We start from the raw sequence: 26,551 nt of genomic DNA, 5'->3' as shown, positions 1-26,551 counted from the left end.
GCTCGTTCACCCCCGGCCGGCCTCCTCCTCCGGGCGAGGACCGGCGATGAAGACCACCCGGAACTTACCGATCTGCACCTCGTCACCATTGCTCAACGTGGCCGCCTCCACCCGCTCCCGGTTCACGTAGGTGCCGTTCAGACTCCCCACATCCCGCACCGTGAACGTCCCGGAATCCCGATGGAACTCCGCATGCCGCCGCGACACCGTCACATCGTCCAGGAAGATGTCACTGTCCGGATGCCGGCCACTCGTCGTCACGTCATGGTCCAACAGGAACCGGGCACCCGCATTCGGGCCCCGTCGAACCACCAGCAGCGCCATACCCGGCGGCAACGAGCCAGACATCCGACTCGGCACCACATCGGTGTCCGGACCCTCCAGCACTTCGTCCAACGAACCGAGATTGAGCGTCGAAGTGACGTCGAGCGGGGGGAACTCGTCGCCTGGGCGCGTCATGGGACCACCTCACGGATCAGTTTCGGTCAGCACAGGATAACGGCGGGTACGGCCCCCGGGAAGATCACCCGGCGGCTGGCTCCCCCTGCCCACGAAAGGCAATCACCCAACACTGCACCAATTTGGGGTTCTCGGTCGACTGGGCGAGCCTAGCCAGCGCCGAAATGCAGGGCAACCGGACGCGCGGCAGAAACACCCACGCCCGGCACGACACCACTCAGCTCTCGGTGAGCTCACGATACGCGGCCGCGGTCAACAACCCGTCCACCGCCGCCGGATCCACCGGCACGATCTCCACCAACCAACCCGCACCGTACGGATCAGAATTGATCACCTCAGGAGTGTCGGCCAACGCCTCGTTGCGCGCCGCCACCGTCCCGCTCACCGGCGCGTAGATCTCCGACACACTCTTGGTCGACTCGATCTCACCCAACGACTCACCGGCCTCCACCACCGCACCGGAGTCCGGCAACTGGACGAACACGATGTCACCCAGCGCATCCTGCGCGAACTGGGTGATACCCACCCGAACGTTACCGCCCTCGGCACCCACCACCCACTCGTGCTCGGCGGTGTAACGCAGATCCTCAGGAATCACCAGCGCGTCCCTCATCCATCGGTGCACCGGGACCACCCGGCGCGGCCGCGCCGGTCAGGAGACCGGACGGGCGTGTTCCAGCTTCAACGGCGCGTGCAGCGCCGAAACCTCGGCAACCTCACGATCCTCGACGCTCACGTTACCGCCGTCACCGCGAACCGATGCGGCCACCCCGCCCGGAATGTTCAACGCGGTACGCATCGTCTCCGGATCACCGATCACCGTGATCGTGTACGGACCCGTCAACGGCCGCCCGTCCACCACCAACACGTCCCCCGCCCCGTCCAGGAAGTACGTCGAAGCGATGATCCGCGCCGACGCCCGATCCCCACCCGAGATCTGCATCGCCTCCGCACCCGCACCCCGCAACTCCTGCACCGCGTCCAACACCCGGTCCGCCCGGATCGGCTTGCCACCCGGCTCGAACCGCACCGCCAACCCCGGCCCCCGCGCCGGCAACGTACCCGCCAGGATGCCCAACTCGTCGGCCCGCTTCGTCGCCTCCTCCAACGCCGCCTGCCGACCCTGCTCACCCGAACGCAACTGCCGCTGACTGTCCTCCAGGCCCTCGATGTCCTGCTGCAGACGCTTCTCCCGGGAATCCAGATCCGAGAAGATCCGCACCAGATCCTCCTGCCGCGTCGCCGCCAACGTCGGATCCGTCGAGGTCGTCTTCAACTGCACCACCAACGTGAACCCCAACAACGCCAGCAACGCCGCGATCATCACCGCCGCCGACGACACCTTCCGCCCCGCCACACCCGACCGGGGTCCGACCTCAGCCGACGGCTGCGCCGACGCCACCTCCGCCAGGTTCACCGTCGCCCCGTCGTCGTCACCCGACTCCGCCGGCTGCTCCCGCGACGGCTCCCCCGGCACCAACGGACTCACCTCGTCCGCATCCGGCGCGTCCGGCCGCGGATCCGGCTCACCCGCCGGCCCCGGCGGACGCACCGGCTCCACCGGCTGCGGCCACCCCGTACCCGTCTCCCGATGCTCGTCGCTCACGACACCAACCTACGCCCGGAACAGGTGCCGACGGATCGCCGCCACATTCCCGAAGATCCGCACCCCCAACACGACCACCACACCCGTGGACAACTGCCCACCCACCCCCAACTGGTCACCCAGATAAACGATCAGACCCGCCACCAGCACATTCGAGATGAACGACACCACGAACTGCTTGTCATCGAAGATCCGATCCAGCTTCGCCCGCACCCCACCGAACACGGCGTCCAACGCGGCCACCACCGCGATCGGCAGGTACGGCTGCAACGCCGCCGGCACCGTCGGATCAAGATAGATCCCCAGCACCACACCGGCGAGCAACGCCAGCACCGCGATCATCGGACACCTCCGGAGGGGCGGGAAGACGAACCCGGACCGGACGACCCGGCACCGGACGAACCGACAGCACCCGAACCCGCCGGCGACGGACTCGGACTGACCGACGGCTGCGCGTAGCGTAGCCGTGGCTCCGGCGCAGCCGGCAACGTGAGGTCCTCCGCCCGGCGCACCTCGAACGACAGCCCGGTGTCCCGGGCCACCCGACGCATCAGATACGCCGACCGGCTGTCGTCGAACCGGTCCCGCAACGACCGCGGCCCGATCGCCGACACCTCGTACGGGCTGGTCACCGGACGGAAGTCCACCAGGATCGCCGCCCCCGCCGAACGGATCGTCGACGTCGCCGTCAACCGCTGCCCGTTGATCGCGATCGCCTCCGCACCCGAGGCCCACAGATCGTTGGCGACCTTCTGCAGATCCGAATAGATCACCCGCGACGGACCCGCCGCCGAATCACCGTTGACCGCGCCGTCGTCCTGCACCGCGGCGTCGGCCAACTTCACCACCACCCCGTCACCACGCACCCGACCCAGCCCCGTACCCGCCTCCAGGTTGCGCAACCGGGCCGCCTGCGAACCACTCAACGCCGCGTCCCGCTGCCGACCCACCTCCTCACGCAACCGCGCCGCCCGCGCCGTCATCGCGTCGGTCTCCGCCTCCCGCTGCTTGATCTGCGCGATCAACGCGGCCCGCGCCTGACTACGGCTCGGCTCGTCGGCCATCGTCTCCCGGTACGCCACCGCGAACAGGAACCCCACCGCGGCGACCACCACGACCGCCACCGCCCGCGCGGACGCGCCCCGCCACCCGGAACCCGAAGCCGGGTCCAGCCGCCGCCGGGCCGCCGCGTCGGCGTAACCCGGGTCCAACGGGTTCTGGAACAGCTCGGTGAGGAAGTCCGGGGTGAACAACCGCGCCGGACGCTTCGACCCGTCCCCCGGCGCGCTCACGCGGCGACCCCCCGCCGGGCCGCGCGCACCAGCCGGGCCGCCTGCACCACGTACATCGCGCCGGCCACCCAATACAGCACCAGACCCCACCAGGCCAGCCCCCAGCCGATGGCCGCGGCGGTCGTCGCCGTCACCGACGTGGTCGCCGCCGCGAGCAGCAGGACCGGGAACGCGGCCAACAGCAGGAAGGTTGCGGTCTTGCCGACGTAGTGCACCGGCGGCGGCCCGTACCCGTGCCGGCGCAGCACCGCCAACGAACCGAGCAGCAGCAACTCCCGGGCCAGCAGCGCCGCCGTGAACGGCCACGGCACCACCTCCCGCGCGGTGAAGGCGAGCAGCGTGGCGAGGATGTAGAGCCGGTCGGCCAGCGGGTCGAGCAGCTCGCCCAGGCGGCTGACCTGCCCGAGCCGGCGGGCGATCCAACCGTCCACCCAGTCGGAGGTGCCGCCGATGGCGAGCACCACGATCGCCGCCACGTCCGCCTCCACGACCAGGAACAGCCAGAGGAACAGGGGTACGCCGAGCAGCCGGACGAAGCTGATCAGGTTCGGCAACGTCAGCACCCGACCGGCGGCGTCGTCACCGCCCGGTCCGCGCGGTTGCTCTGCCCGAGCCCGACGTGACACCGAACCTCCCCCCGCAGCACGGTCCGGATGCCCACGCGGGCACCCGGTCAGCCGTGCGCTTACCGGACCGGCGCTCGCCGGTGTCTCGGTGATCCCGGGCCGGGACCTCCCCCTGGTACGGCCCATGGCGCTCGGCACCCCGGGACCGGCAGCCACTATATCGGGCGCGTGGCGCTTCCCCGGCGGGACGCGCATCCCGCCGGGGCGGTGCTGCGGTATGTGTGGTGTGTCACCACCGCTAAGGCATCCTAGGACACTAGCGGACAACGTGGGGACGGTAGCGGGAGGGGACGGCTCACGCGGTGCGGGCGGGGGTGTCAGGCTGCACGGTGGGGGTGCCGGCCGCCGCGGCCTGGCCGAACGCCAGCAACGCCAGCAGCAGCTCGTGCTGGGCGCGGGGCGGCATCCGGTCCAGCACCGCCTGCACCGCCCGGTGCCGGCGTTCCCGCAACTCGGTCAGCAGGGTCACCGCCGCGGCGGTGAGCACCAACCGCACCTCCCGCCGGTCCCGGGGATCCGGGGTCCGGCGCAGCAACCCGGTCGCCTCCAGCCGGTCGCAGAGCCGGCTGGCCGACGAGGGCACCACGTCGAGCAGCTCGGCCAGCCCGTTGACGTTCGTCTCCGGCCGGTCCCGGATCAGCGCCAGCACCCGCAGCTGGGTCGGCGGGACCGCCACCTGGTGACGCGAGGTGGCCGAATCGAGCACGCCGACGAGCGCCTCGGCCGCGGCATCGATCGCCGCAGCAAGATCCGGAGGTCGCTCCACCCGCTGTCCCCTGCGATTGTCCGCTGTCGAAAGTCACTGACGGCCGATCACCGTTCGCGCCGCCCGCCCGGCCCGCACCAGTCCAGGCACACGACAACGGCGTCGTCACGTAGATCGGTGTCGGCATGATAAGCGAACAGCTCGCGCATCACCGTACCAACCGCCTCCGTGGCCGGTTGCAGCCGAGTCGACCGCATCGCCCGGGCCATCGCCCGCTCACCGTAGGCCTCCTGACCCCCCGGCTGCGCGTCGTACACGCCGTCGCTGACCACGAAGAGCCGGTCACCGGGCAGCACGTCGAACTCCTGCACCGTGTAGCGGGTCTCGGCGAACATGCCCAAAGGAAGCTGCTGCTCCAGGTCGATCCGCTCGACGGTGGTCCCCCGCAGCCGCAGCACCCGCGGCGAACCGGCGTCCACCGCCCGCGCCCGGCCGGTGCCGGTGTCCACCGACAACAGCAGCGTGGCCACGTGCCGTTTCCCCCGGTGCTGGTAGAACAGCGTGTCCGAGGCCAGCTCGGCCTGCTCCACCAGCCCGCCGCCCGAGCGGCGCGCGTTGCGGATGGCGTTGACGGTGAGCGCGGTGAGCATCGCCGCCGACAGGCCCGTGCCGGCACCGTTGAGGACGGTGAGGGTGAGCCGTCCCGGATCGACCGACCAGTCGAAGTGGTCACCGCCCACCGAGTACGCCGGTTCGAGCTGCCCGGCCAACAGGAACGCCTCGTGCGTGACGCTGCGTCCCGGCAGCAGGTCCCACTGCATCTCCGCGGCCATGCTCAGCCGCTCCCGACGCCGCGTCCGCCGGTAGCGGTCGGTCTCCCGGTCGGCCGCCCGCAACGTGGTGGCCAGGTCGACACCCAGGTCGACGATCAGCTCCACCGTCGGATCGTCCGGGCTGACGGCCAGCTCGACCAGGAACACCCCCAGCCGCTCCCCCCGGGTGGTCAACGGCACCCAGACCCTGCAGCAGCCGCCGTCGGACGGCTCGCGCACCGGTTGCTGGCTGCTGAAACAGCGTTGCGAGGCGCTCTGGCCGGTGAGCGACCCGGCGGATGCCTCCGGGTCGAGCACCGACCACAACCCGCTGATCCGGTAGTCGGCCAGGAACGCGTCGACCCGTACCGCGGCCAACTCCGACCGCAGCGCCCGATCGACGGCCTCCACCACCTGGTCGGGTGGGGCCTCACGTAGCGCACGCGACATCGCTGCGAGCGCGTCCGGCATGGTTGTCCTCCGAGATTCTTGCTACAGAGCAAGCATCATACGGAGCGGCCGTTCCACCCCCGTCCGGGGCACCGGGCCGCACGGGGGAACCGGTGGCGGTATCCGCCCGCCGGACCCCGACCAGCCGCGATACTGACCACGGGCAGGAGGTGCGCACGATGGACCCGACGGACGGCGCGGCGATCGTGGTGGGCGTGGACGGCTCCGAGCCGGCGCTGCGCGCCGTCCGGCTGGCCGCGACCGAGGCTGCCCGCCTGCGCCGGCCGCTGCGGGTGGTGCACGGCTTCATCTGGCCGCTGCTGCACACCCCGGTCGACCCGGTCGCCGCCGACCCGCCCGGCGGCGGGCTGCGCCGCACCGCCCAGGACCTGGTCGAGGCGGCGGTGGCGCAGGCCCGCACGGTCAGCCCCGGCCTCCGGGTCACCGGGGAGATCATCGACGGCGAGGCGTCGGCGGTGCTGCTCGGCACCTCCCCCACCGCGGCGATGATCGTGCTCGGCGACCGGGGCCTCGGTGGGTTCGGCGCACTGGTGGTCGGTTCGGTGGCGATCCAGGTCAGCACCCACGCCGACTGCCCGGTCCTGGTCGCCCGGGGCACCCCGACCGACGACGGCCCGGTGGTGGTCGGGGTCGACGGGTCGGCGGCCTCCCGCGCCGCGGTGGACTTCGCCGCCGCGCAGGCCGCCGCGCGCGGGGTCCGGCTGCGGGCCGTGCACGCCTACACCCATCCGGCCTCCGCCGGCCCCGGCGACTTCCAACCCCTGGTGTACGACGAGGCACGGCTGCGCGACGAGGAGGACGACACGCTCGCCGCGGGCCTCGCCGGGCTCGCCGACCGCCACCCCGACCTGCCGGTCGACCGGGAACCCGTACACGCCCGTCCGGTCGCCGCCCTCACCGAGGCGTCCCGCCGGGCCCAACTGGTGGTGGTCGGCGGCCGGGGCCACGGCGAGCTGGCCGGGCTGCTGCTCGGCTCGGTCAGCCACGGGATGCTGCACCACAGCGCCTGCCCGGTGGCGGTGGTACCGGAACCGGCGACCGTCCGGTAGGCCGGCGGCGGGGGCGGTTGGCCGGGCCGGGGACGGGTAGTCGGCGCGGGTACCGCAGGCGGACCACCGAGGAGGCGACATGCCAGGACCACGGCCGGGAAGCAACGCGTACGACAAGGAACGGGCGCGGCTGCGCGACCTGATCGAACAGTCGGGACGCGCGTCCGACCAGGAGGCCAACCAGGTGGCCAACCGGATCCTCCAGGAGGACCGGGGCCAGCGCGGCATGGTCCGGGGTGAGCGGGCCTACGGCCCCAAGGCCGAACGCGGACCCGGCGACCCGAAGTGAGTCGGGTGGCCGGGCCGACGCTCCCCGCAGGGGCGTCGGCCCGGCCACCCGTACGCGTCGCCCGCCCGACGGGGATCACCGGACGGACGGCGGCGCGGTCAGCGGCGGTCGCTGTCGTCGTCGGCGGTCGACGCGCCCGGGCCGTACGGGGACGCCTGACCACGGGGCGTCGGACGGCCCCGGTCCCCCGCCGAACTGCCCCGGTTGGCCGGGTGACCGGACGCGCCGGGCCCCTTGCTGTCCTGCACGGTCGGGTTCTTCCCGTTGCGGCGCATCTCGGGCTGCTGCACGTTCGTCACGGGTGTCTCCTTCCGGGTGGACGGGCACGGATGCTCCGCGCCCGTCGCCGGGTTACCCGTCACCGGGGGACGCATGCGGGCCGGCCACACGTCGACCATTCCGGGCAGGGCTGAGCGGCGCCACGACGGGTAGTACGGGGAGATGGGAGACGACCGACGGGTGGCCCGGACGCTGCTGGCCCGCCAGGGCAGCACCTACGCCGAGGACGCCGGCATCACACTGGCCGACCGGCCCGGCCCGCTCTACCAACTGCTGGTGCTGACCACGTTGCTGAGCACCCGGATCCGGGCCCAGGTGGCGGTGGCCGCCGCCCGTGAACTGTTCGCCGCCGGCTGGCGTACCCCGCAGGCGATGGAGGCGTCGGGCTGGCAGGACCGGGTCGACGCGCTGGGACGCGGCCACTACCGCCGCTACGACGAACGGACCGCGACCATGTTGGGCACCGGTGCCCGGCTGTGCCTGGACCGCTGGCACGGTGACCTGCGGCGGATGCACCGGGAGACCGGGGGCGAACCGGCGGCGCTGCGGCGACGGCTGACCGAGTTCCCGGGGATCGGCCCGACCGGGGCGGACATCTTCCTGCGGGAGGCGCAGACGGTCTGGCCCGACGTCCGCCCGTACGCCGACCGGCGCACCCTGGCCGGGGCGAGACGCCTCGGCCTCCCGGCCGACCCGCACGGGCTGGCCGGACTGGTCGCCGCGCCGGACTTCGGCCGGCTCGCGTCGGCGCTGGTCCGGGTGGCCCTCGGCGAGGAGTCGGCGGGCGAGGTGGCCCGCACCGCCGCCACGTCCCGCTGAGGCTCGGCCGGTCAGTCGACCGGCTTGTTGCCCGCCGGCTTGGTCAGGTACCACACGAGCAGGGCGGCCAGCAGGGCCAACAGCACTACACCGCCGGAGACCCCGCCACCGTCCCCGGTGGAGCGGTGCCCGGTCACCCCGAAGTAGATCACCGCGAGGCCGGCGAGCACCGCCAGAAACGTCCGCATTCCTCGGTCCTTCACGCCCGCACCGTACGGGCGGCCCCGGTGCGGAGGCGGACGTTCCGGGCGGATTCCCCCGTCCGGGCGACGCCCGGTCAGCCGGTCTCCAGGTCGTCCAGGGAGATGGCGTGGGTCATCAACCAGCGGGCCAGCGCCGCCATGCCGAACAACCACAGCGGGGCCGACTCGGTGGTGCCGTTGGTGGCGAAGATGGCGAACCGCAGGTCCGGCGCCCGGTACGCCTCGATCCGCCAGCGATGGTTCCGGTCCCGCCAGACCGCCGAAGGGTCCATGGCGTCACGGTAGGCGACCCCGCGCCGGGCCGGAGGCTGTTCGCCGGCAGCACGCCCGCGAACACCTGCCGGTCAACCGGAGCCGACGACCATCCGGGCGTCGTCGGGCAGCCGCCGGGTCACCCCACGCCGGTCCAGCAGCTCCAGCAGCGGCACCGCCACCCGACGGGTGGTGTCCAGGGCCTGCCGGGCGGCGCTGAGCGTGAACGGCTGCGGCAGCCGGGCGAGCACCCGTACCGCGTCGTCGGCGGCGTCCGGCAGCAGCACCACGTTCTCCGCCAGCCGCAGCAGCGCACCGGCCCGTACGGCGGCGCCCACCTCCCGGGGACCCAGGCCCAGCGCGGTGAGCCGGTCGGCCTCCGGTGCGCGGAACGGATGGGCGGCGTACTCGCCCCGGAACCGGTCGACCGCCCGGGCCACCGGCTCGGGCAGCCCGCCGACGCCGGTGCCGATCCGCCCGGCCCGCAGCGTCAGCGGCGGCCGGACCAGCGCCTCCACCAGGGTCCGGTCGGGCAGGCCGAGGCGCTGCCGCACCACCTCGGTCGGGGCGTCGGGCTCCAGCGGGTGCGCGTCCGCCCAGGCGGCCACCTCCTCGACCAGCCTCGTCCCCAGCCACCGCCAGTGCGCCGGGTCGGCCAGCCAGTCCCCGGCGACCGGGGTCGCGTCGCCGGTGACGCCCATCCGGGTCAGCTCGGCGGCCCGCACGAGCCGGCGGCGGCGCAGCTCACCGGCCAGATCAGGACGCCCGTCCAGGTCGGCCAGGACGGCGGCGCGGGCGGCGGCGGCACCCCGGCGGGACAGCGGCGGCGGGGCCACGTCCAGCACCGTCACCCCACCGCAGACGTGGTGTCGACCCGGGTCACGCAGCAACGCCCGGTCCCCGGTCAGCAGCGGCAGCGGCCGGGCCAGCCGTAGCCGTACGGTGTCGCCGCCCAACGGCCGGACCCGGGCGGCAACGGCCGCCGACCCGACGTGCAGGGTCAGCGTCGCCGGCAGGTCACCTGCCGGATCACCGGCCAGCCGCACGTCGACCAGGTCGGTGCGGTGGAACCGGTCGGGGGTGAGCAGCGCGTCGCCGCGCCCGAGCCGCTCCCGGGGCACCCCGCGCAGGTTGACCGCCACCCGGGCGACCGCGGCGACCCGAGACGCGGGTGTGCCGAGCCGGTGCAGGCCCCGCACCCGGACCGGCTCGCCGGTGCCGGCGAGGGTCAACCGGTCGCCGACGCGCAGCTCACCACCGCCGAGGGTGCCGGTGACGACGGTGCCGCTGCCCCGGATGGTGAACGCCCGGTCGATCCACAGCCGCACCGGCCGGTCCGTGTCCGGCGCGGGCAGCCGGGCGACCAGCCGGTCCAGGGCGGCGCGCAGTTCCGGCAGGCCGACGCCGGTGACCGCGCTGACCGCGACCGACTCCACCGCGCCGAGCGAGGTCGCCGCGAGCCGCGCGTGGGCCTGCGCCGTCGCCGGCCCCGGATCGGCCAGGTCCGCCCGGGTCACCACCAGCAGCCCGTGGGACACCCCGAGGGCGTGCAGGGCGGCCAGGTGTTCGGCCGACTGCGGCATCCACCCCTCGTCGGCGGCGACCACCACCAGGGCGGCCGGCACCGGCCCCACCCCGGCGAGCATGTTCGGCACGAACCGTTCGTGCCCCGGCACGTCGACGAAAGCGACCGGGTCGCCGCCGGGCAGGGTGGTCCAGGCGAAGCCGAGGTCGATGGTCATCCCCCGGCGGCGTTCCTCCGCCCACCGGTCCGGTTCCATCCCGGTCAGCGCCCGGACCAGGGTGGACTTGCCGTGGTCGACGTGCCCGGCGGTGGCGACGACGTGCATCTCAGCCGGCCGCCCGCAGCACCGCGTCGCGCAGCGTGCCGTCGGCGACGGCGGGGACGCAGCGCAGGTCCAGCAGCAGTCGACCCCGGACCACCCGGCCGAGCACCGGCGGGTCACCCAGCCGCAACGGTTCGGCGTACCGTTCGGGCAGGCTCAGCGCCCACGAGTCCAGCTCGACGCCCGGGGCACCGCCCCCGCCGACCACGGCGACGCTCGGCACCACCTCGGCCTTGTGCCCCTCGGCACCGAGGGCGTCGCGCAGCCGTTCGCAGCGGTCCCGCAGCACCGTCGGGTCGGCGTGCAGGGCGTCGCGGGTCGGGGTGCCCGGCCCGTGCAGGGTGGCCGCGAGTGCGGCGAGGGTCAGCTTGTCGACCCGCAGTGCCCGCGCCAGCGGGTGCCGGCGCAACCGGTCGACCAGGTCGGCGTCGCCGAGCAGCAAGCCGGCCTGCGGGCCGCCGAGGAGTTTGTCGCCGCTGGCGGTGACCAGGTGCGCCCCGGCCCGCAGGGTGCCCGCGGCATCCGGCTCGGCGGGTAGCAGCGGGTCGGCGGTGAGCAGGCCGGAGCCGATGTCGGCGACCACCGGCACGCCGAGGGTGGCCAGCTCGTCGACGCCGACGGCGCAGGTGAAGCCGGTGACGACGAAGTTGGACGGGTGCACCTTCAGGACGAAACCGGTGTCCGGGCCGACCGCCCGGGCGTAGTCGTCGCGGGTGGTGCGGTTGGTGGTGCCGACCTCACGCAGCCGGGCGCCGGTGCTGGCCAGCAGGTCGGGCAGGCGGAACCCGTCGCCGATCTCCACCAGCTCACCCCGGCTGACCACGATCTCGCGGCCGGCGGCCAGCGCGGTCGCGGCGAGCACCAGGGCCGCCGCCCCGTTGTTGACCACGTGCACGGCGGCGGCGTCGGGTACCGCGGCGGCCAGCGCGGCCAGCGCCTCCCGACCGCGGCGGGCCCGCCGGCCGGTGCCCAGGTCCAGCTCCACGTCGGTGCTGCCGGCGGCGGCGACCAGCGCGTCGACGGCGGCCGGGGACAGCACGGCCCGACCGAGGTTGGTGTGCAGCAGCACCCCGGTGGCGTTGAGCACCGCCCGGGGGGTCGGGGTGGGCAACGCGGCGAGGGCGGCGTCGCGGACCTGCTCGGGGCCGATCTCACCGTGCCGGGCCCGCTGCTGGGCGTGGCCGACGGCGGCCTTGACCCGGGCCCGGCCGAGGGTCGCCACCGCCGCGGCCAGCGCCGGATCGGCCAGCACCGTGTCGGTGCGGGGCACCCGTCGACGCGGATCGACCGCCTCACCCATGCGTCGTCATCTCCCCCGCGGACGGTTGGCGGAGACGGACGGGAATCGAACCCGCCTGGCCCGGGTCCCGGACCACACCAGCTTTGAAGGCTGGGAGGGGCACCAGCCGCCTGAACGCCTCCGCCCCCGAGTCAACCACAGGGCCCCGCCGGTGGCGCGGCGAGGTGTCAGACCTGCCCGGCCTCGCGGCGACGGATCCGTTCCCGCTGTGGCAGCACCGTGTACCTCGGGTCCCGCGCCGAGGCCACCCCGCCGTGGAAGATGCCGAACCGGGTGGCCACCGACGCGGCCAGCAGCGCCGTGCCGGACAGCGCGGACAGCACCCGGCTGCGTCGGCCGGCCAGCGCCCCGACCACCCCGGCGGCGGTGAGCAGGCGACCGGCGCGCAGCAGCCGGCCCGCCGTACCGAGCCGGTAGGGCTCGCTGAGCAGCCCCAGCCGGGTCTCCACCGAGTGCGCGCCCCACAGTTCCAGGGCCGCCCCGGCCACCGCCATCCGCCGGGCCGGGCCGGCCTGGGCGCAGGGCGCGGCCAGCAGCCCCACGCCGGCGCCGCTGGCCAGGGCGCTGCCCGCGAAGATGGTCGGCAGCTCCGGGTACGCCTCGTGCCAGGACGGCACCGCCGTGCCGGCCAGCAGCACCCCGGTGTACGTGGCCAGCGCCGGTGCGACGGCGGCGGCGGCCAGCCCGGCGACCTGCCCGGCCGGCGGCAGCAGGCGACGCACCGGGGAGAACACCCCGCGTGCCGGGAGCAGCGGTGCGCCCTCGGCGACGGCGGCCAACCCGGCGGCCGGGCCGTACGCGGTGAGGATCCAGGTGCCCACCGACATCGGGGAGGTCGGTTTCGCCACCCGCAGCATGTGGTGGAACCGCGCCGGCCGCCCGAGGTCGTTGATCAGGAAGTAGGCGCTGGCGGTGACCGCGCCCAACGCGGTGAGCCGACCGGCCCGGCGCAGCGCCGGCCGGCCGGTGAGCTGCCCCCCGGCGGCCAGCAGCGACGACCCGGCGGCCAACCCGCCGGTGAACAGGTACGCGGCGATGTCCCACCGCCACACCGGGGCCTTGAGGATCGGCCGGCCGTAGTAGGAGGTGAACTCCGCCTCCGGGACGCGCAGCTCCTCGCCGCCGCGCCCGCCCCGGCCCCACCGCCGCCCAACCGGCGGCACGTCCCGGGACGGTACGACGACCGGTGCGTCGGCGGGGGGTGCGGTGGCTGCCGGGCCGACGCCGACCTTCGGGCCGTGGCCGAGCCGTGCCGAGGAACGCTGCGGCCGGAACACACCGTCGGCGGCGAGCCGGGCGCGGAAGCCCCGGAACCGCTGCCCCACCGGGATCCGGCCGGCGGTCACGACGACCCCCCGACGAACGCGGCGACGGCCGCCGCCGTCATCGCCAACGCGGCCAGCCCCGCCCGCCGCCACATCCTCGGCAGGTCCCGGGTGGTGACCACCGGGTCCGGGGGCAGCCCGTACACCTCGGGCTCGTCGAGGAGGAGGAAGAACGCGCCGTCGCCGCCGACGCCGTCGGTCGGGTCGTGACCGTAGAGCCGGGCCTGCGGCACGCCCCGCCCGTGCAGCGTGGCGACCCGCTGCGCGGCCCGGTCACGCAGCTCGTCGAGGGGGCCGTACTGGATGGACTCGGTCGGGCAGGCCTGGGCGCAGGCCGGGGTCATGCCCGCGCCGAGCCGGTCGTAGCACAGCGTGCACTTCCACGCCCGGCCGTCACCCTTACGCTGGTCGATCACCCCGTACGGGCAGGCGGAGATGCAGTAGCCGCAGCCGTTGCAGATGTCCTCCTGCACCACGACGGTGCCGAACTCGGTGCGGAACAGTGAACCGGTGGGGCAGACGTCCAGGCAGGCGGCGTGGGTGCAGTGCTTGCAGACGTCCGACATCATCAGCCAGCGGAAGTCGGTGCGGGTCTCGGCGCCCGTGCCCCGGCCGGGCGGTGCGGCCCCCGGCATCCCGAGGAACCGGGTGCCCGTGCCGTCCGGGGCGGTGGACGACCCGGCGGCGGCCATCCGGGCGGCGGCGTCGGCGTCACCAGCCGGAACGCCCGGGTTCGTGCCGCTGGCGCTGCCGGTGCCGGCGGCGACCGCCGCCGACGCGGCGCTGGCCGAGCCGCCGGTGGGGTTCCCGGCGAAGGTCGCGGTACGGTGCCCGGCCGGCACCGGCTGCTCGATGAAGGCCACGTGCCGCCACGAGTTCGCGGTCAACGCGCCGGTGTTGTCGTACGACATGCCGAGCAGGTCGAAGCCGGACTCGGGGACGGCGTTCCACTCCTTGCAGGCCACCTCGCACGCCTTGCAGCCGATGCAGACGCTGGTGTCGGTGAAGAACCCCATCCGGGGACCGGCAGCCGTCCAGCCCGCGTCCGGAGCCGGATCGAGCGGGCCGTAGAGGCTGTTGGCGTCAGGCATGGTCGGCGCCCTTCTCCCGTGGGCCGTCGTCGCTGCGACCGGCCGGCCGCAGCACCGGGGTCGTCACCGTCGGCGGGCGTTCACCGGGCACGATCCCGGCCCGTCGACGGTAGTCCTCGACGAGGTCCCGCAACACCGGGCCGGTCGGTCGCCGGCCCGGCCGGACGTCACAGGTGCCGACCTTGCTCTCCTGGATGAGCACGTTCGGGTCCAGGGTGATGCCGAACAGGTCGTTGGCCGAGTCGCCGGTGACCAGGCCCTCGTACCCGAAGTGGTACGGCAACCAGAGCTGGTGGATCACCCGACCGTCCACCCGCAACGGGGTGAGCCGGTCGGTGACCAGCACCTTCGCCTCGATCACGGCGCGGGCGCTGATCAGGTGCGCCCAGCCGAGGTGGGTCAGCCCCGCCTCGGCGGCCAACTCCGGGGACACCTCCACGAACATCTCCGGTTGCAGCTCGGCCAGCGGACGCACCGTCCGGCTCATCGCCCCGGCGGTGTGGTGCTCGGTGAGCCGGCTGACCGTGAACACGTACGGGAAGACCTGGCTGTGCTGCTGCGGCGGGCTCGGGTTCACCGAGTTCACCGGGTGGGTGTACACCTTGCGGGTCGGGTTGGCCTGCTGGCCGTAGAGCGGGTTGCGCAGCGGCGACTCCGCCGGCTCGTAGTGCGTCGGCAGTGGACCGTCGAGCACCCCGCTCGGCGCGTACAGCCAGCCCTTCCCGTCGGCCTGCATGATGAACGGGTCGTCGCCGGCCAGCGCCGCCGGGCCCGACGCCCCCTGCGGCGGGCGGTACGTCGGCGGTTTCGTCTTCTCGAAGTCCGGCACGTCGTAGCCGGTCCACTCGCCCGCCTGCGGGTCCCACCAGACGTACTTCTTGCGCTCGCTCCACGGTCGGCCCTGCGGGTCGGCCGACGCCCGGTTGTAGAGGATGCGCCGGTTCGCCGGCCACGCCCACCCCCACTGCGCGGCCACCCAGTCCTGTTCGTGCCGGGACCGGCGGCGGGCGGCCTGGTTGACGCCGTCGGCGTAGACGCCGGAGTAGATCCAGCAGCCGACGGCGGTGCTGCCGTCGTCCCTGGCCTCGGTGAACGAGGACAGCGGACGGCCGGTGGACACGTCGTAGCCGTTGATCTCGCGCAGCACCGCCTCGGCGCTCGGCTCGTCGTGCGGGCCGTGGGTGGGGTAGTCCCAGGCCAGGTCGAGCAGGGCACGGTCACGGCGGTGCGGGGAACCGGCCAGCTTCTCCCGCAGCCGCCGCCCCAGGTGGTAGAAGAACCACAGCTCGGAGCGGGCGTCGCCCGGCGGCTCGACGGCCTTGTCCCGCCACTGCAACAGCCGCTGGGTCTGGGTGAAGGTGCCCTCCTTCTCCACGTGCGAGGCCGCCGGCAGGAAGAACACCTCGGTGCGGCACCCGGTCGGGACGATCTCGCCGGTGGCCACCTCGGGGCCGTTCTTCCAGAAGGTGGCGCTCTCGATCATGAACAGGTCGCGGACCACCAGCCAGTCCAGGTTGGCCATGCCGAGCCGCTGCGCCCGCCCGTGCGCCGAGCCGACCGCCGGGTTCTGGCCGAGCAGGAAGTATCCCCTGATCTTGCCGTCGATCATGTTCAGCACCTGCTGGTAGGTGCCGTGGTCGCCGGTCATCCGGGGCAGGTGGTCGTAGCAGAAGTCGTTGTCCGGCGTCGCCGCGTCCCCCCAGTACGCCTTGAGCAGGCTCGCCGCGTACGCCCGCGCGTTGCCCCAGAAGCCCTTCTGCCCGGGGTGGCGGATGCTGTCCACCCACGCGTCGAACGTCGGGTGGTCGGCGTGGTGCGGCATCGGCAGGTAACCGGGCAGCAGGTTGAACAGCGTCGGGATGTCCGTGGAGCCCTGGATGCTGGCGTGCCCGCGCAACGCCAGGATGCCACCACCCGGACGACCCATGTTGCCCAGCAGCAACTGGATGATCGCCCCGGTGCGGATGTACTGCACGCCGACGCTGTGCTGGGTCCAGCCCACCGAGTAGACCAGGGCGCCGGTGCGGTCCCGGCCCGAGTTCTGCGTCCAGGCCCGCGCCAGCTCCAGGAACTTCTCCTCCGGGATGCCGCAGACCCGCTCCACCATCTCCGGGGTGTAGCGGGCGAAGTGCCGGCGCAGGATCTGGTAGACGCAGCGCGGATGCTGGAGGGTCTCGTCCCGCTCGGCCTGCCCGTGCACCTGCGCACCGTGCGACTCGTGGACCAGGCCCGCCGCGCCGTCGCGCTCCTTGGCGGTGTGCCCGCTGCCGGAGTCCCCCTCGTGCCCGGCGTACTGCCAGCTGGTCTGCACGTAGCTGTCGGTGTTCGGGTCGTAGCCGGAGAACAGGCCGTCGCCGTCCTCGGTGTCGGCGAACTGCTCGCTGACGATCGTCGCCGCGTTCGTGTACGCCAGCACGTACTCCCGGAAGTCCAACTCGTTGTCCAGGATGTAGCGCACGACCCCACCGAGCAGGGCGATGTCGGTGCCCGCCCGGATCGGCAGGTACGAGTCGGCCACCGCGCTGGTCCGGGTGAACCGGGGATCGACGTGGAAGACCTTCGCGCCGCGCCGCTTGGCCTCCATGACCCACTGGAAGCCCACCGGATGGGCCTCGGCCATGTTCGACCCCTGGATGACGATGACGTCAGCGTTGGCGAGGTCCTGTTGGAAGTCCGTCGCGCCACCGCGACCGAAGCTGGCCCCCAGACCGGGGACGGTGGCGGAGTGTCAAATGCGGGCCTGGTTCTCGATCTGGAGCGCCCCCATCGCCGTGAACAGCTTCTTGATGAGGTAGTTCTCCTCGTTGTCCAGCGTCGCCCCGCCCAGGCTGGAGATGCCCAGCGTGCGGTGCAGCGGCCGGCCGTCGCTGTCGACGTCCTCCCAGGTCTGCTCGCGGGCGGCGAGGACCCGGTCGGCGATCATGTCCAGCGCGGTGTCGAGGTCGAGGTCCTCCCACTCGGTGGAGTACGGACGCCGGTAGCGGACCGTGGTCTGCCGCAGCGGGCTGGTGACCAGGCTCCTGCTGGCCGAGCCCTTCGGGCAGAGCCGCCCCCGGGAGATCGGGCTGTCCGGGTCGCCCTCGATCTGGGTGACCTGCCCGTCGGAGACGTACACCCGCTGACCGCAGCCGACCGCGCAGTACGGGCAGACCGAGCGGGCCACCCGGTCGGCGGTCCCGGTGCGGGCGGTCAGCCCGGCGGAACGGCCCGACTGCGCCGCCGCGCCCCGGCCGAGCGGGTCGGTGCCGGTGAGCTGCCGGTAGACCGGCCAGCCCGCGATGAACGTCCGCAGACCCACCGCGCACCCCCCTCCCCGCCTGATCCGACCCTCTGAACATAGGCCAGCGGGGCGGAGGATGCGAGGATCTTTGCCCACCGATACGGCGCTGCCCCCGACCGGGCGGGTCGGGGGCAGCGCCGTGAAAACGGTGGCGGAGCGCCGGTGTGCATGTCGCCTCTCGGCGCGTGGCGCAACGCGGCTCCAGCCGAACGGAACTCCGCGACGGCAATTCAGGTGAGGCCCGGGGACACTGGACACACCGACGCTCCTGCCCACCAGGATACCCCGCGCCGGCCGTCCGCGCCCCGGTCGCGCAGGGGCGGCGCGGGCGCGGGCCGCGGTGCTTCCGGGAAAGTCGCGTGCCGGCGCAGGTCGCGGCGGCGTTACCCTGACAGCATGCAGGCCACCCTGGCGACCGTCACCCACCTGTCCCGGCCGGGCCGGCCGGTGGTGGTGGCGCGCACCCTGGCGGAGCTGACCGGCCCCACCGGCGGGGTGGTGGAGCTGCCGGTCCGGTTGATGTGGAGCAGCGAACGCACGTTCGACCTGGCCGAACCGGACGACCTGCTCTGGCTGTACGAGAACGTGCTGCGCGAGACCACCCGCGCCGACGACCTGCGGGCGCTGATCGACGGACGCACCCTGCGCCGGGTGTGGCGACGGCTCAACCTGCCCCGGGGGGTACGGGCGGCCTGGGAGAGCCGGCACCGGGGTCTGCGGACCGCGTGACCCACCTGCACGACTTCTACCGGGAGGTCGCCCGGGTCGCCCTCACCGCGGCCGGGCCGCACCGGTTCGTCCTCGGCGGCGGGGTGGCGTGGGCGGCGCACGGCCTGGTCACCCGCCCCACCGAGGACGTCGACCTGTTCGCCGACGTGGAGGGGGCGGCCGCCGCCGCGGCGGCGGAGGTGTGCGCCGCGCTGGAACGCGCCGGGTACACCGTCGCGCCGGCCGACCCGGACAGCGACCTCGGTGACCTGTTCGAGGGGTTCGACCGGGACATCCGGGACTTCGTGGTCGGCCGGGACGACCGGCAGATCCGGCTCAGCCTGGCCCGGCTCGACCGGTACCGCTCACCGGTGGTGATGGACCTCGGTCCGGTGATGGACGTCCGCGACCTGGTCGCCAACAAGACCGCCGCCCTGGTCAACCGGCGGGAGGCCCGCGACTACATCGACGTCGCCGCCGCGCTGGCGCAGTACCCGGTCGACGAGCTGCTGGCCCTGGCCCGGCAGGTGGACCCGGCGCTGGACGACGAGGACGTGCGGGCCGCCGGCCGCTACCTGGACCGGCTGCCGGACCGGCGGCTCGCCCGCTACGGACTGGACCAGGCGCAGATCGCGCAGGTCCGCCGCCGGCTGGCGGACTGGCCCCGCTGACCGCCGGACCGGGGACGGGACTCCGGCCCGGCGGACGGGGCGGTCACCTGGTGAACCGGCCGCCGGTCACGCCCAGGATCTCCCCGGTGACGTAGCTGGACTCCTGCGAGGCGAAGAAGACGTACGCCGGCGCCAGTTCGGCGGGCTGCCCGGCCCGGCCCAGCGGGGTGTCGGTGCCGAACTTCTCCACCTTCTCCGGCGGCATGGTCGCCGGGATCAGCGGCGTCCAGATCGGGCCGGGCGCCACCGCGTTGACCCGGATGCCCCGGTCGGCGAGCTGCGCGGCGAGCCCCTTGGTGAAGTTGGCGATGCCCGCCTTGGTGGTGGCGTAGTCCAGCAGCGGCGGCGACGGGTCGTACGCCTGGATGGACGTGGTGTTGATGATCGTCGCGCCCTCCTTCAGGTGCGGCAGGGCGCTGCGGCAGAGCCAGAACATCGCGTACAGGTTGGTCTTCATCACCCGGTCGAACTGGTCGGTGCTGATCGCCTCGATGCCGTCGTCCTGGGCCATCTGGTACGCCGCGTTGTTGACCAGGATGTCCAGCCCGCCGAGGTCGGTCACCGTCCGGTCGACCAGGTCACGGCAGTGCTGCTCGTCGGTCAGGTCGGTCCGCACCGCCACCCCGCGGCGGCCGGCCTCCTCGATCAGCCGGACGGTCTCCCGGGCGTCGGCGTCCTCGTCCTCGTCGAGGTAGGACACGACCACGTCGGCACCCTCCCGGGCGAACGCGATCGCCACCGCCCGGCCGATGCCCGAGTCGCCGCCGGTGATCAGGGCCCGCTTGCCCGCCAGCCGGTCACTGCCCCGGTACGACGTCTCGCCGTGGTCGGGCTCCGGACCCATCCGGTCGGTCCGGCCGGGCGTCGACTGCTGCTGCGCCGGTTGACCCTCCTGGTGGCCGTACTGGGTGTTCGGGTCCTGCGGGGTGTACTGGTCCTGGCTCACCGTGCGGCTCCCCTGTCTGGTTTGGTCCGTTCTGGGTTGCCCGGTCACCTACCCCGACGGATCGGCCGGAAACAACCCGTGCCGGGCACCTGTCGACGGCGCTGTGACCGGCAGGTGACCGGCGACGGCGCGGTGGTGGAACAGTGCGGGCCACTGTGGCAGGAGTGACCGCTGCTCGTTATGGTGCGCAACGGCGCCTACGAGGCGCGTCCATCCCCGTCGAAGGGCACCCCCATGACCTCCTCTCCCGGCGCGTCGCGCCGCCAGGTGCTGGCCGTCGCCGCGGCCGCGGCCACCGCCCCGCTGATCGCCGGCGCGCCCGCCCGGGCAGCCGGGCGGCAGGGCCCGAAGGGTCCGAAGACCTGGGACCTGACCGTCCTGGGCACCTCGGACACCCACGGCAACGTCTACAACTGGGACTACTACCGCGACGCCGAGTTCGACGACAGCAAGCACAACGACGTCGGCGTCGCCAAGCTCGCCACCCTGGTCAACCAGATCCGCGCCGAGCGCCGGGGCCGGGCCACCCTGGTCCTCGACGCCGGCGATACCATCCAGGGCACCCCGCTGGCCACGTACTACGCCAAGCAGGAGCCGATCACCGTCACCGGCGCGACGCACCCGATGGCCCGCGCGATGAACATCCTCCGGTACGACGCCATCACGCTGGGCAACCACGAGTTCAACTACGGGCTGCCGCTGCTGGCGACCTGGATCCGGCAGCTGGGCTTCCCGGCGCTGGCCGCGAACGCGGTCAACGCGAAGACCGGCAGGCCGGCGTTCCAGCCGTACGTGCTCAAGCGGGTGCGGCCCGGCGGGCCCGGCTCGCCGACCCTGACGGTGGGCATCCTCGGCCTGACCAACCCCGGCGTGGCCATCTGGGACAAGGGCAACGTCGAGGGCAAGCTGGTCTTCCCGGACATGGTGGAGACCGCCGCGAAGTGGGTGCCGGTCATGCGGGCCCGCGGCGCGGACCTGGTCATCGTCTCCGCCCACGGCGGCGACAGCGGCACCTCCAGCTACGGCCCGGAGCTGCCCAACGAGAACCCGGTGGCGCTGATCGCCCAGCAGGTCCCCGGCATCGACGCGATCCTGTTCGGCCACGCCCACAACGAGGTGGTGGAGAAGTTCGTCACCAACACCGCCACCGGCGCGCAGGTGCTCACCGCCGAACCGTCCAAGTGGGGGCAGCGGCTGACCCGGATGGACTTCACCCTGACCCGGGAGCGGGGCCGCTGGAAGGTCGTCGCCAAGGGCGCCACCATGCTCAACACCAACACCGTGGTCGAGGACCCGACGGTGCTCGCCGCCGTGCGGGGCCAGCACGCCACGACCGTCGGGTACGTCAACACGGTGGTCGCCCGCTCCGCGCAGGAACTGTCGGCGGCCGAGTCACGCTACCGGGACACCCCGATCCTGGACTTCATCAACCACGTGCAGACCGAGGTGGTCACCGCCGCGCTCACCGGCGGCCCGTACGCGGCGCTGCCGGTGCTGTCGATCGCCGCGCCGTTCAGCCGGACCGCCGTGTTCCCGCAGGGTGACGTGCGCATCCGTGACGTCGCCGGGCTGTACGTCTACGACAACACCCTGGAGGCGGTGGTGCTCACCGGCGCCGAGGTGAAGGCGTACCTGGAGTACTCGGCGAAGTACTTCACCACGCTGCCGGTCGGCGCCCCGGTCGACCCGGCGACGATCAGCGACCCGGCCGTCCCGGACTACAACTACGACGTGATCTCCGGGCTGGACTACGACATCGACATCTCGAAGCCGGTCGGGCAGCGGATCACCCGGCTGGTGCTGCCCGGCACCGACACCCCGGTCGCCGCTGACGCGCAGTTCGTGGTCGCGGTGAACAACTACCGGCGCAGCGGCGGCGGGAACTTCCCCGGCATCGTGAAGACCCAGGTCTACAACGCGCAGCAGGAGATCCGCCAGCTGCTCATCGACTGGGCGCAGGCCCGGGGCACCATCGACCCGGCCGACTTCTCCGTGCCGAACTGGCGGCTGGTCCGCGCCGGCGTGCCGGTCTTCTGAGCCGCCCGGCCGGCGACTGCCACACCCGACGGGTCCCGGGATGCCACCCCGGGGCCCGTCGCGCCGTTCAGCCGCCCGCGCGCAGGTCCCGCTCGTGCTGGCCGGGGGTCGGGTCGGGCTGGTAGCGGGGCGGGTCGGTCTCGGTCGACGCCGTGCGCTCGTCGGGGCGCACCGCCGGCGGCAGCTCGCCGAAACGCGCGTACCGCAGGAACGCGTACTGCTCGTCGGTGAACGGTTCGCTCATGACGCCCAGTGTGCGCCCGGCATCAAGGCCGGCGGGAGGGGTAAGCGCGCGGGACCGTCGGCGACGAGAGGACGTAACCATGCGCGCGGTACGGATGACCGCTCCCGGGGTGCTCGAACAGGTGGAGGTGCCCACCCCGACGCCCGGCCCCGGTGAGGTGCTGGTACGCGTCGGCGCGGTCGGGGCCTGCCACTCCGACCTGCACATCCTCGACGCGCCGCCGGGCATGTTCCCCACCCCGATCACCCTGGGCCACGAGATCGCCGGCACCGTGGACACCCTCGGCGACGGCGTCACCGGCTGGTCCGCCGGGGACCGGGTGGCCGTCTACGGGATCATCGGCTGCGGCACCTGCCGGGGTTGCCTGCGGGGCCGGGAGAACCAGTGCCGGAAGGTGCCCGTCGGTGGGATCGGGCTCAGCCGCGACGGCGGGTTGGCCGAGCACGTGCTGGTGCCCGCCTCGCGGCTGCTGCCCGTCGGTGACCTGGAGGTGACCCAGGCGGCACCGCTGACCGACGCCGGGCTGACCCCGTACCACGCGATCGAGCTGGCCCGGCCGGCGCTGCGGCCCGGGACGTCGGTCGTGGTGATCGGCATCGGCGGGCTGGGGCACATGGCGGTGCAGATCCTCGCCGCCACCACCGCCGTACGGATCATCGCGGTGGACAGCAACGTCGCCGCCCTCGACCTGGCCACCCGGGTCGGCGCGCACCACGTGGTGCCGGCCGGCCCCGACGCGGTCGACCGGGTCCGCGAACTCGTCGGGCCGGCGCCCGACGGCGCGGACGTGGTCATCGACTGCGTCGGGGTGGACACCACCCTCACCACCGCCCGCGGCGTCGTCGCCACCGGCGGCCGGCTGCTGCTGGTCGGGTTGGGCGGCGGCACCCTGCCGGTGCGTCCGGTCGCCGACGAGCCGCCCACCGTGCCGTTCGAGACCAGCGTCGAGGTCCCGTTCTGGGGCACCCGGGCCGAACTCCAGGAGGTGATCGCCCTGGGCCGGGCCGGGCTGCTCACCGCCGACGTGCAGACCTTCCCGCTGGACCGGGCACCCGAGGCGTACGACCTGCTGCGGGCCGGCGAGATCCACGGCCGCGCGGTGATCGTGCCCTGACCCGCCCGCCGGCCGGCGGGTCAGCGAATCGGCGACCCGGCCGGCTGCGGGCCCCGGGCGGGCAGCCGGTCCAGCAGCGCCGCCACGGCCCGCACCGGCAACCGGTCCATGGTCCGGTCGAAACTCAGCCGGCCCTGGCAGAACCGGACGAACATCGACCAGCCGGCCGGGGTCGCCACCAACGCGTGGCACAGCTCCGGGCGGCGGGCGAACAGGGTCAGCATCCGCCGCCCGGCGCGCATCGACGGCACCAGGCGCTCCTGCACGTCGCGGGGGTAGCGGTCCAGGTCACCGGCGGCTACCGCCGCACCGGCCAGCGACCCGGAGCGCAGGGCGTAGCTGATCCCCTCCCGGGTCCACGGCTCCAGCAGGCCGGCCGCGTCGCCGGCCACCAGCACCCGGCCGTGGCGCAGCGGGGAGTCGTCCACCCGGCACCGGGTCAGGTGCCCGGAGTCGTGCGCGGCGGGCACCTGCGCCAGGCCCAGCCGGTCGAGGAAGTCGTGCAGGTAGGCGCGGGTGCGTTCACCCTCGCCCCGGGCCCCGATCACACCGACGGTGAGCAGGTCACCCTTGGGGAACACCCAGCCGTACGCGCCGGGGAACGGGCCCCAGTCCAGCAGCAGCCGCCCCCGCCAGCGGGCCGCCTGTGCGGGTGACACCGGCAGCTCCCGTTCCAGGCCCAGATCCACCTGGCCGTAGCGGACACCGACGTGCCGGGCGGTCACCCCGGCGGAACCGTCGGCCCCGATCACCGTCCGGGCGGTCACCTCGGAACCGTCGGCCATGCGGACGCGTACCGTGTCGGGGTCCTGGTCGAGGGCGCGTACGGCGACGCCCTCGCGGACCTCGGCCCCCGCGGACACCGCCGCCGCGCGCAGCCGGTCGTCGAACTCCTCGCGGCGCACCATGGTCACCAGGGGTGTGCCGTGCCGGCGGGTGAAGCCCCAGCGGCCGTCGCGGGTGAAGGTGACCCGGTCGACCCGGTCGTGCGCCGGCACCTCGATCCGGCCGGCCACCATCGACAGCGAGGTGCCGATCAGGCCGCCCCCGCAGGTCTTGTAGCGGGGGTGCACGGCCCGGTCGAGCACCAGCGTCCGCACGCCGGCCGCCGCGGCCTCCCGGGCCGCGCTGAGCCCGGCCGGCCCGGCGCCGACCACGACGAGATCCCAGATGATCATGCCGTCCAGCCTAGGGCACCGGCCCGTCCGGTGGCGCGCACGACCGGCCGTGCGGCAGGCATCGTCGGGCGGCCAGCGGGTAAGCCGCGCCACCCGGACCGCCCGACCGACCGGCCGGGGTCACGGCAAGGAGGGCACCATGCAGCAGGTACGTCTGTCGGAGGTCGAGGTACGCGTCTACGAGGCGGTCAGCGTGCTGGAGACACGCGGCCAGGTGCCCTACCCCGACCTGATCGCCGAGGAGGCGGGGCTGACCGAGCAGGACGTCCACACGCCCCTGCGCCAGCTCACCGAGAAGGGCCTGCTGCACCGCGAGGACTCGCCGCTGGCCGGGCTCGACTTCGGCCCCCGCTGGTGCGCCCGCCAGCCGGCGTGAACGCCGTCGCGCCCCGCCGGGCGGCCGGGCCGGACACCGGTTTGCCACCCCCGCCCCCGGGTAGCGCTGTGGCATGCCCGATCACCGGTCCGTGCCGGACCGCGCCACCGCCGACGCTCCCGTGAGCGGCGCCACCGACGACCGCCGCCGCTGGCAGGCCCTCGGCGTCGGCCTCGTCGCGGCGTTCATGACGCTGCTGGACGTCAGCATCGTCAACGTCGCCGTCCCGTCGATGGACCGCGCGTTGCAGGCCAGCCCGAGCGACCTGCAGTGGGTGCTGTCCGGCTACGCGCTGACCTTCGGACTGGTCCTGGTGCCGGCCGGCCGGTTCGGCGACGCCCGGGGCCGGCGTAACGCCTTCGTCGTCGGGGTCGCCCTGTTCACCGTCACCAGCGCGCTGGCCGGGCTGGCCCAGTCCCCGACCTGGCTGGTCGCCGCCCGGCTCCTGCAGGGCGTCGCCGCCGGGGTGGTCAATCCGCAGGTGACCGGCCTGATCCAGCAGTTGTTCCGGGGTGCGGAGCGCGGTCGGGCGTTCGGCCTGCTCGGGGCGACCATCGGTATCTCCACCGCCGTCGGTCCCCTGCTGGGCGGCCTGCTCATCCAGCTCGGCGGGGAGGACCACGGCTGGCGGTGGGTGTTCCTCGTCAACGTCCCCGTCGGGGTGGTGGCGGTGCTGCTCGGCTGGCGGCTGCTGCCCACCCGGGCCGCCGGCCGGCTCGACCGGCACCGGCTCGACCCGGTCGGGGTGCTGCTGCTCGGCGTCGGCGTGACGCTGCTGCTGCTGCCCCTGGTGCAGCGGGAACAGTGGCCCAGCCCGTGGAAGTGGGCGCTGATCCCGGTCGGGCTGGTGGTCCTGGCCGGCTTCGGGTTCTGGGAGCACCGGTACGGGCGTACCCGCACGCCCCTGTTCGATCTGGGGTTGTTCCGGCTGCGGTCGTACACGATCGGGGCGGTGATCGCGCTCATCTACTTCGGCGGCTTCACCGCGATCTTCTTCATCTTCACCCTCTACCTGCAGAACGGCCTCGGCTACCGGGCGCTGACCGCCGGCCTGGCGATCACCCCGTTCGCCCTCGGTTCGGCGCTGGCCGCCGCCCTGGGGGGCCGGCTGGTCACCCGGTTCGGCCGGCCGCTGGTCGGGATCGGGCTGGTCATGGTGCTGGTCGGGCTGGGTGGGGTGGTGTTCGTGCTGCGCGGCGACCCGCACGGCTCGGTCCCGCTGCTCACCGCGCTGCCGTTGCTCCTCGCCGGCCTGGGCAGCGGCCTGGTGATCACCCCCAACCAGACGTTGACCCTGTCCGAGGTGCCGGTGCCGCAGGCGGGCAGCGCGGCCGGCATGTTGCAGACCGGGCAGCGGATCGGGTCGGCCGCCGGCATCGCCGCCGTCGGCGCGCTGTTCTTCTCGTCGCTCGCCAGCTCCGGCGGCCAGTGGGCCGCCGCGTTCCGGCACTCCCTGCTGCTGGCCATGGGCATCGTCGCGTTGGCCCTGGTCGCCGCGGCGACCGACATCGTGCTGAACCACCGCGCCGCCCACCGCCGCTGAACCCGACCGTCCACCGGCGACACCAACC

28 protein-coding genes and 1 tRNA gene are annotated in these 26,551 nt (G+C 73.9%); 9 read left to right on the top strand and 20 right to left on the bottom strand.

The window, feature by feature from the left end:
* Positions 1 to 6 precede the first annotated feature (6 nt).
* The 8 genes from odhI to ACN260_RS13750 all read right to left on the bottom strand — a co-directional run bounded on the left by odhI (position 7) and on the right by ACN260_RS13750 (position 5,972).
* Positions 7 to 459, bottom strand: a complete 453-nt coding sequence (odhI, locus tag ACN260_RS13785) for an oxoglutarate dehydrogenase inhibitor Odhl (RefSeq protein WP_067311506.1) — start codon at positions 457 to 459, stop codon at positions 7 to 9.
* A gap of 217 nt (positions 460 to 676) precedes the next feature.
* Complete coding sequence (gene gcvH / locus ACN260_RS13780) at positions 677 to 1,057, bottom strand: glycine cleavage system protein GcvH (RefSeq protein ID WP_422756708.1); 381 nt, start codon at positions 1,055 to 1,057, stop codon at positions 677 to 679.
* 54 nt (positions 1,058 to 1,111) lie between these two features.
* A complete protein-coding gene (locus ACN260_RS13775) occupies positions 1,112 to 2,065 on the bottom strand; it encodes a DUF881 domain-containing protein (protein WP_422756345.1) in 954 nt (317 codons plus the stop codon).
* 9 nt (positions 2,066 to 2,074) lie between these two features.
* A complete protein-coding gene (locus tag ACN260_RS13770) occupies positions 2,075 to 2,407 on the bottom strand; it encodes a small basic family protein (protein ID WP_067311500.1) in 333 nt (110 codons plus the stop codon).
* Positions 2,404 to 3,357 (bottom strand): DUF881 domain-containing protein, encoded by a 954-nt coding sequence (locus ACN260_RS13765; protein WP_422756344.1) that lies wholly within the window; start codon positions 3,355 to 3,357, stop codon positions 2,404 to 2,406. Before ACN260_RS13765 ends, ACN260_RS13770 begins: the two co-directional genes overlap by 4 nt.
* Positions 3,354 to 3,983, bottom strand: a complete 630-nt coding sequence (locus ACN260_RS13760; protein ID WP_422756343.1) for a CDP-alcohol phosphatidyltransferase family protein — start codon at positions 3,981 to 3,983, stop codon at positions 3,354 to 3,356. The genes ACN260_RS13765 and ACN260_RS13760 overlap by 4 nt, the downstream gene beginning before the upstream one ends.
* Positions 3,984 to 4,278: 295 nt before the next feature.
* Positions 4,279 to 4,749: a MarR family winged helix-turn-helix transcriptional regulator gene (locus ACN260_RS13755; protein ID WP_422756342.1), complete on the bottom strand. Its 471-nt coding sequence runs from the start codon at positions 4,747 to 4,749 to the stop codon at positions 4,279 to 4,281.
* Between the two features lie 47 nt (positions 4,750 to 4,796).
* Positions 4,797 to 5,972, bottom strand: a complete 1,176-nt coding sequence (locus ACN260_RS13750) for a PP2C family protein-serine/threonine phosphatase (protein ID WP_422756341.1) — start codon at positions 5,970 to 5,972, stop codon at positions 4,797 to 4,799.
* A 158-nt stretch (positions 5,973 to 6,130) separates the two neighbouring features.
* Here ACN260_RS13750 and ACN260_RS13745 point away from each other — a divergent pair, with 158 nt between their 5' ends.
* Both ACN260_RS13745 and ACN260_RS13740 read left to right on the top strand, forming a co-directional pair.
* Complete coding sequence (locus tag ACN260_RS13745) at positions 6,131 to 7,021, top strand: universal stress protein (RefSeq protein WP_422756340.1); 891 nt, start codon at positions 6,131 to 6,133, stop codon at positions 7,019 to 7,021.
* A gap of 79 nt (positions 7,022 to 7,100) precedes the next feature.
* Entirely contained in the window at positions 7,101 to 7,310 is a 210-nt protein-coding gene (locus tag ACN260_RS13740) for a phosphatidylethanolamine-binding protein (protein WP_422756339.1), read from the top strand.
* A 98-nt stretch (positions 7,311 to 7,408) separates the two neighbouring features.
* On the opposite strand, the gene ACN260_RS13735 is transcribed toward ACN260_RS13740, so the two are convergent.
* Entirely contained in the window at positions 7,409 to 7,609 is a 201-nt protein-coding gene (locus ACN260_RS13735; protein WP_422756338.1) for a hypothetical protein, read from the bottom strand.
* A gap of 142 nt (positions 7,610 to 7,751) precedes the next feature.
* Here ACN260_RS13735 and ACN260_RS13730 point away from each other — a divergent pair, with 142 nt between their 5' ends.
* Positions 7,752 to 8,408, top strand: a complete 657-nt coding sequence (locus tag ACN260_RS13730) for a hypothetical protein (protein WP_422756337.1) — start codon at positions 7,752 to 7,754, stop codon at positions 8,406 to 8,408.
* Between the two features lie 11 nt (positions 8,409 to 8,419).
* Here the strand turns inward: ACN260_RS13730 and ACN260_RS13725 are convergent, their stop codons facing one another.
* The 8 genes from ACN260_RS13725 to fdh form a co-directional block, all read right to left on the bottom strand.
* Complete coding sequence (locus ACN260_RS13725) at positions 8,420 to 8,596, bottom strand: hypothetical protein (protein ID WP_422756336.1); 177 nt, start codon at positions 8,594 to 8,596, stop codon at positions 8,420 to 8,422.
* Positions 8,597 to 8,685: 89 nt separating this feature from the next.
* A complete protein-coding gene (locus ACN260_RS13720) occupies positions 8,686 to 8,883 on the bottom strand; it encodes a hypothetical protein (protein WP_422756335.1) in 198 nt (65 codons plus the stop codon).
* A gap of 72 nt (positions 8,884 to 8,955) precedes the next feature.
* Positions 8,956 to 10,713 carry a selenocysteine-specific translation elongation factor gene (selB, locus tag ACN260_RS13715; RefSeq protein WP_422756334.1) on the bottom strand — a complete coding sequence of 586 codons (1,758 nt, stop codon included), beginning with the start codon at positions 10,711 to 10,713 and terminating at the stop codon, positions 8,956 to 8,958.
* Position 10,714: 1 nt separating this feature from the next.
* Positions 10,715 to 12,010, bottom strand: a complete 1,296-nt coding sequence (selA, locus tag ACN260_RS13710; protein ID WP_422756333.1) for an L-seryl-tRNA(Sec) selenium transferase — start codon at positions 12,008 to 12,010, stop codon at positions 10,715 to 10,717.
* Between the two features lie 26 nt (positions 12,011 to 12,036).
* Positions 12,037 to 12,132: transfer RNA gene (locus tag ACN260_RS13705), tRNA-Sec, on the bottom strand.
* A gap of 45 nt (positions 12,133 to 12,177) precedes the next feature.
* A complete protein-coding gene (nrfD, locus tag ACN260_RS13700; RefSeq protein WP_422756332.1) occupies positions 12,178 to 13,356 on the bottom strand; it encodes an NrfD/PsrC family molybdoenzyme membrane anchor subunit in 1,179 nt (392 codons plus the stop codon).
* Positions 13,353 to 14,426: a 4Fe-4S dicluster domain-containing protein gene (locus ACN260_RS13695; protein ID WP_422756331.1), complete on the bottom strand. Its 1,074-nt coding sequence runs from the start codon at positions 14,424 to 14,426 to the stop codon at positions 13,353 to 13,355. Before ACN260_RS13695 ends, nrfD begins: the two co-directional genes overlap by 4 nt.
* The gene (gene fdh / locus ACN260_RS13690) at positions 14,419 to 17,724 is read right to left on the bottom strand and encodes a formate dehydrogenase (protein WP_422756330.1); all 3,306 of its coding nucleotides are present in this window, start codon (positions 17,722 to 17,724) and stop codon (positions 14,419 to 14,421) included. The genes ACN260_RS13695 and fdh overlap by 8 nt, the downstream gene beginning before the upstream one ends.
* A 378-nt stretch (positions 17,725 to 18,102) precedes the next feature.
* Between fdh and ACN260_RS13685 the strand changes: the two genes are divergently transcribed.
* Together ACN260_RS13685 and ACN260_RS13680 are read left to right on the top strand one after the other, a co-directional pair.
* Positions 18,103 to 18,435, top strand: a complete 333-nt coding sequence (locus tag ACN260_RS13685) for a hypothetical protein (RefSeq protein ID WP_422756329.1) — start codon at positions 18,103 to 18,105, stop codon at positions 18,433 to 18,435.
* Positions 18,432 to 19,085: a nucleotidyl transferase AbiEii/AbiGii toxin family protein gene (locus ACN260_RS13680; protein ID WP_422756328.1), complete on the top strand. Its 654-nt coding sequence runs from the start codon at positions 18,432 to 18,434 to the stop codon at positions 19,083 to 19,085. The genes ACN260_RS13685 and ACN260_RS13680 overlap by 4 nt, the downstream gene beginning before the upstream one ends.
* A 43-nt stretch (positions 19,086 to 19,128) precedes the next feature.
* Here ACN260_RS13680 and ACN260_RS13675 read toward each other — a convergent pair whose 3' ends face one another.
* Positions 19,129 to 20,031, bottom strand: a complete 903-nt coding sequence (locus ACN260_RS13675; RefSeq protein ID WP_422756327.1) for an SDR family oxidoreductase — start codon at positions 20,029 to 20,031, stop codon at positions 19,129 to 19,131.
* Positions 20,032 to 20,265: 234 nt separating this feature from the next.
* On the opposite strand from ACN260_RS13675, the gene ACN260_RS13670 reads away from it, so the two are divergent.
* Positions 20,266 to 22,068, top strand: a complete 1,803-nt coding sequence (locus tag ACN260_RS13670) for a bifunctional metallophosphatase/5'-nucleotidase (protein WP_422756326.1) — start codon at positions 20,266 to 20,268, stop codon at positions 22,066 to 22,068.
* Between the two features lie 67 nt (positions 22,069 to 22,135).
* On the opposite strand, the gene ACN260_RS13665 is transcribed toward ACN260_RS13670, so the two are convergent.
* Positions 22,136 to 22,312, bottom strand: coding sequence for a hypothetical protein (locus ACN260_RS13665; protein ID WP_422756325.1), 177 nt, complete (start codon positions 22,310 to 22,312; stop codon positions 22,136 to 22,138).
* A 79-nt stretch (positions 22,313 to 22,391) separates the two neighbouring features.
* Here ACN260_RS13665 and ACN260_RS13660 point away from each other — a divergent pair, with 79 nt between their 5' ends.
* On the top strand, positions 22,392 to 23,426 hold the full coding sequence (locus ACN260_RS13660) for an NAD(P)-dependent alcohol dehydrogenase (RefSeq protein ID WP_422756324.1): 1,035 nt from the start codon (positions 22,392 to 22,394) through the stop codon (positions 23,424 to 23,426).
* Positions 23,427 to 23,446: 20 nt separating this feature from the next.
* On the opposite strand, the gene ACN260_RS13655 is transcribed toward ACN260_RS13660, so the two are convergent.
* Positions 23,447 to 24,604, bottom strand: coding sequence for a geranylgeranyl reductase family protein (locus ACN260_RS13655; protein WP_422756323.1), 1,158 nt, complete (start codon positions 24,602 to 24,604; stop codon positions 23,447 to 23,449).
* Positions 24,605 to 24,743: 139 nt separating this feature from the next.
* Between ACN260_RS13655 and ACN260_RS13650 the strand changes: the two genes are divergently transcribed.
* Both ACN260_RS13650 and ACN260_RS13645 read left to right on the top strand, forming a co-directional pair.
* Positions 24,744 to 24,980 (top strand): hypothetical protein, encoded by a 237-nt coding sequence (locus ACN260_RS13650; RefSeq protein ID WP_422756322.1) that lies wholly within the window; start codon positions 24,744 to 24,746, stop codon positions 24,978 to 24,980.
* 73 nt (positions 24,981 to 25,053) lie between these two features.
* Positions 25,054 to 26,523: an MFS transporter gene (locus ACN260_RS13645; protein WP_422756321.1), complete on the top strand. Its 1,470-nt coding sequence runs from the start codon at positions 25,054 to 25,056 to the stop codon at positions 26,521 to 26,523.
* The last annotated feature ends 28 nt before the right edge of the window (positions 26,524 to 26,551 follow it).

Source organism: Micromonospora sp. WMMD708 (assembly GCF_049315245.1).
Taxonomy (GTDB): Bacteria; Actinomycetota; Actinomycetes; order Mycobacteriales; family Micromonosporaceae; genus Micromonospora; species Micromonospora wenchangensis.
Note: the sequence above shows the minus strand (reverse complement) of the source record. Positions and strands in the feature narration are given on the sequence as shown.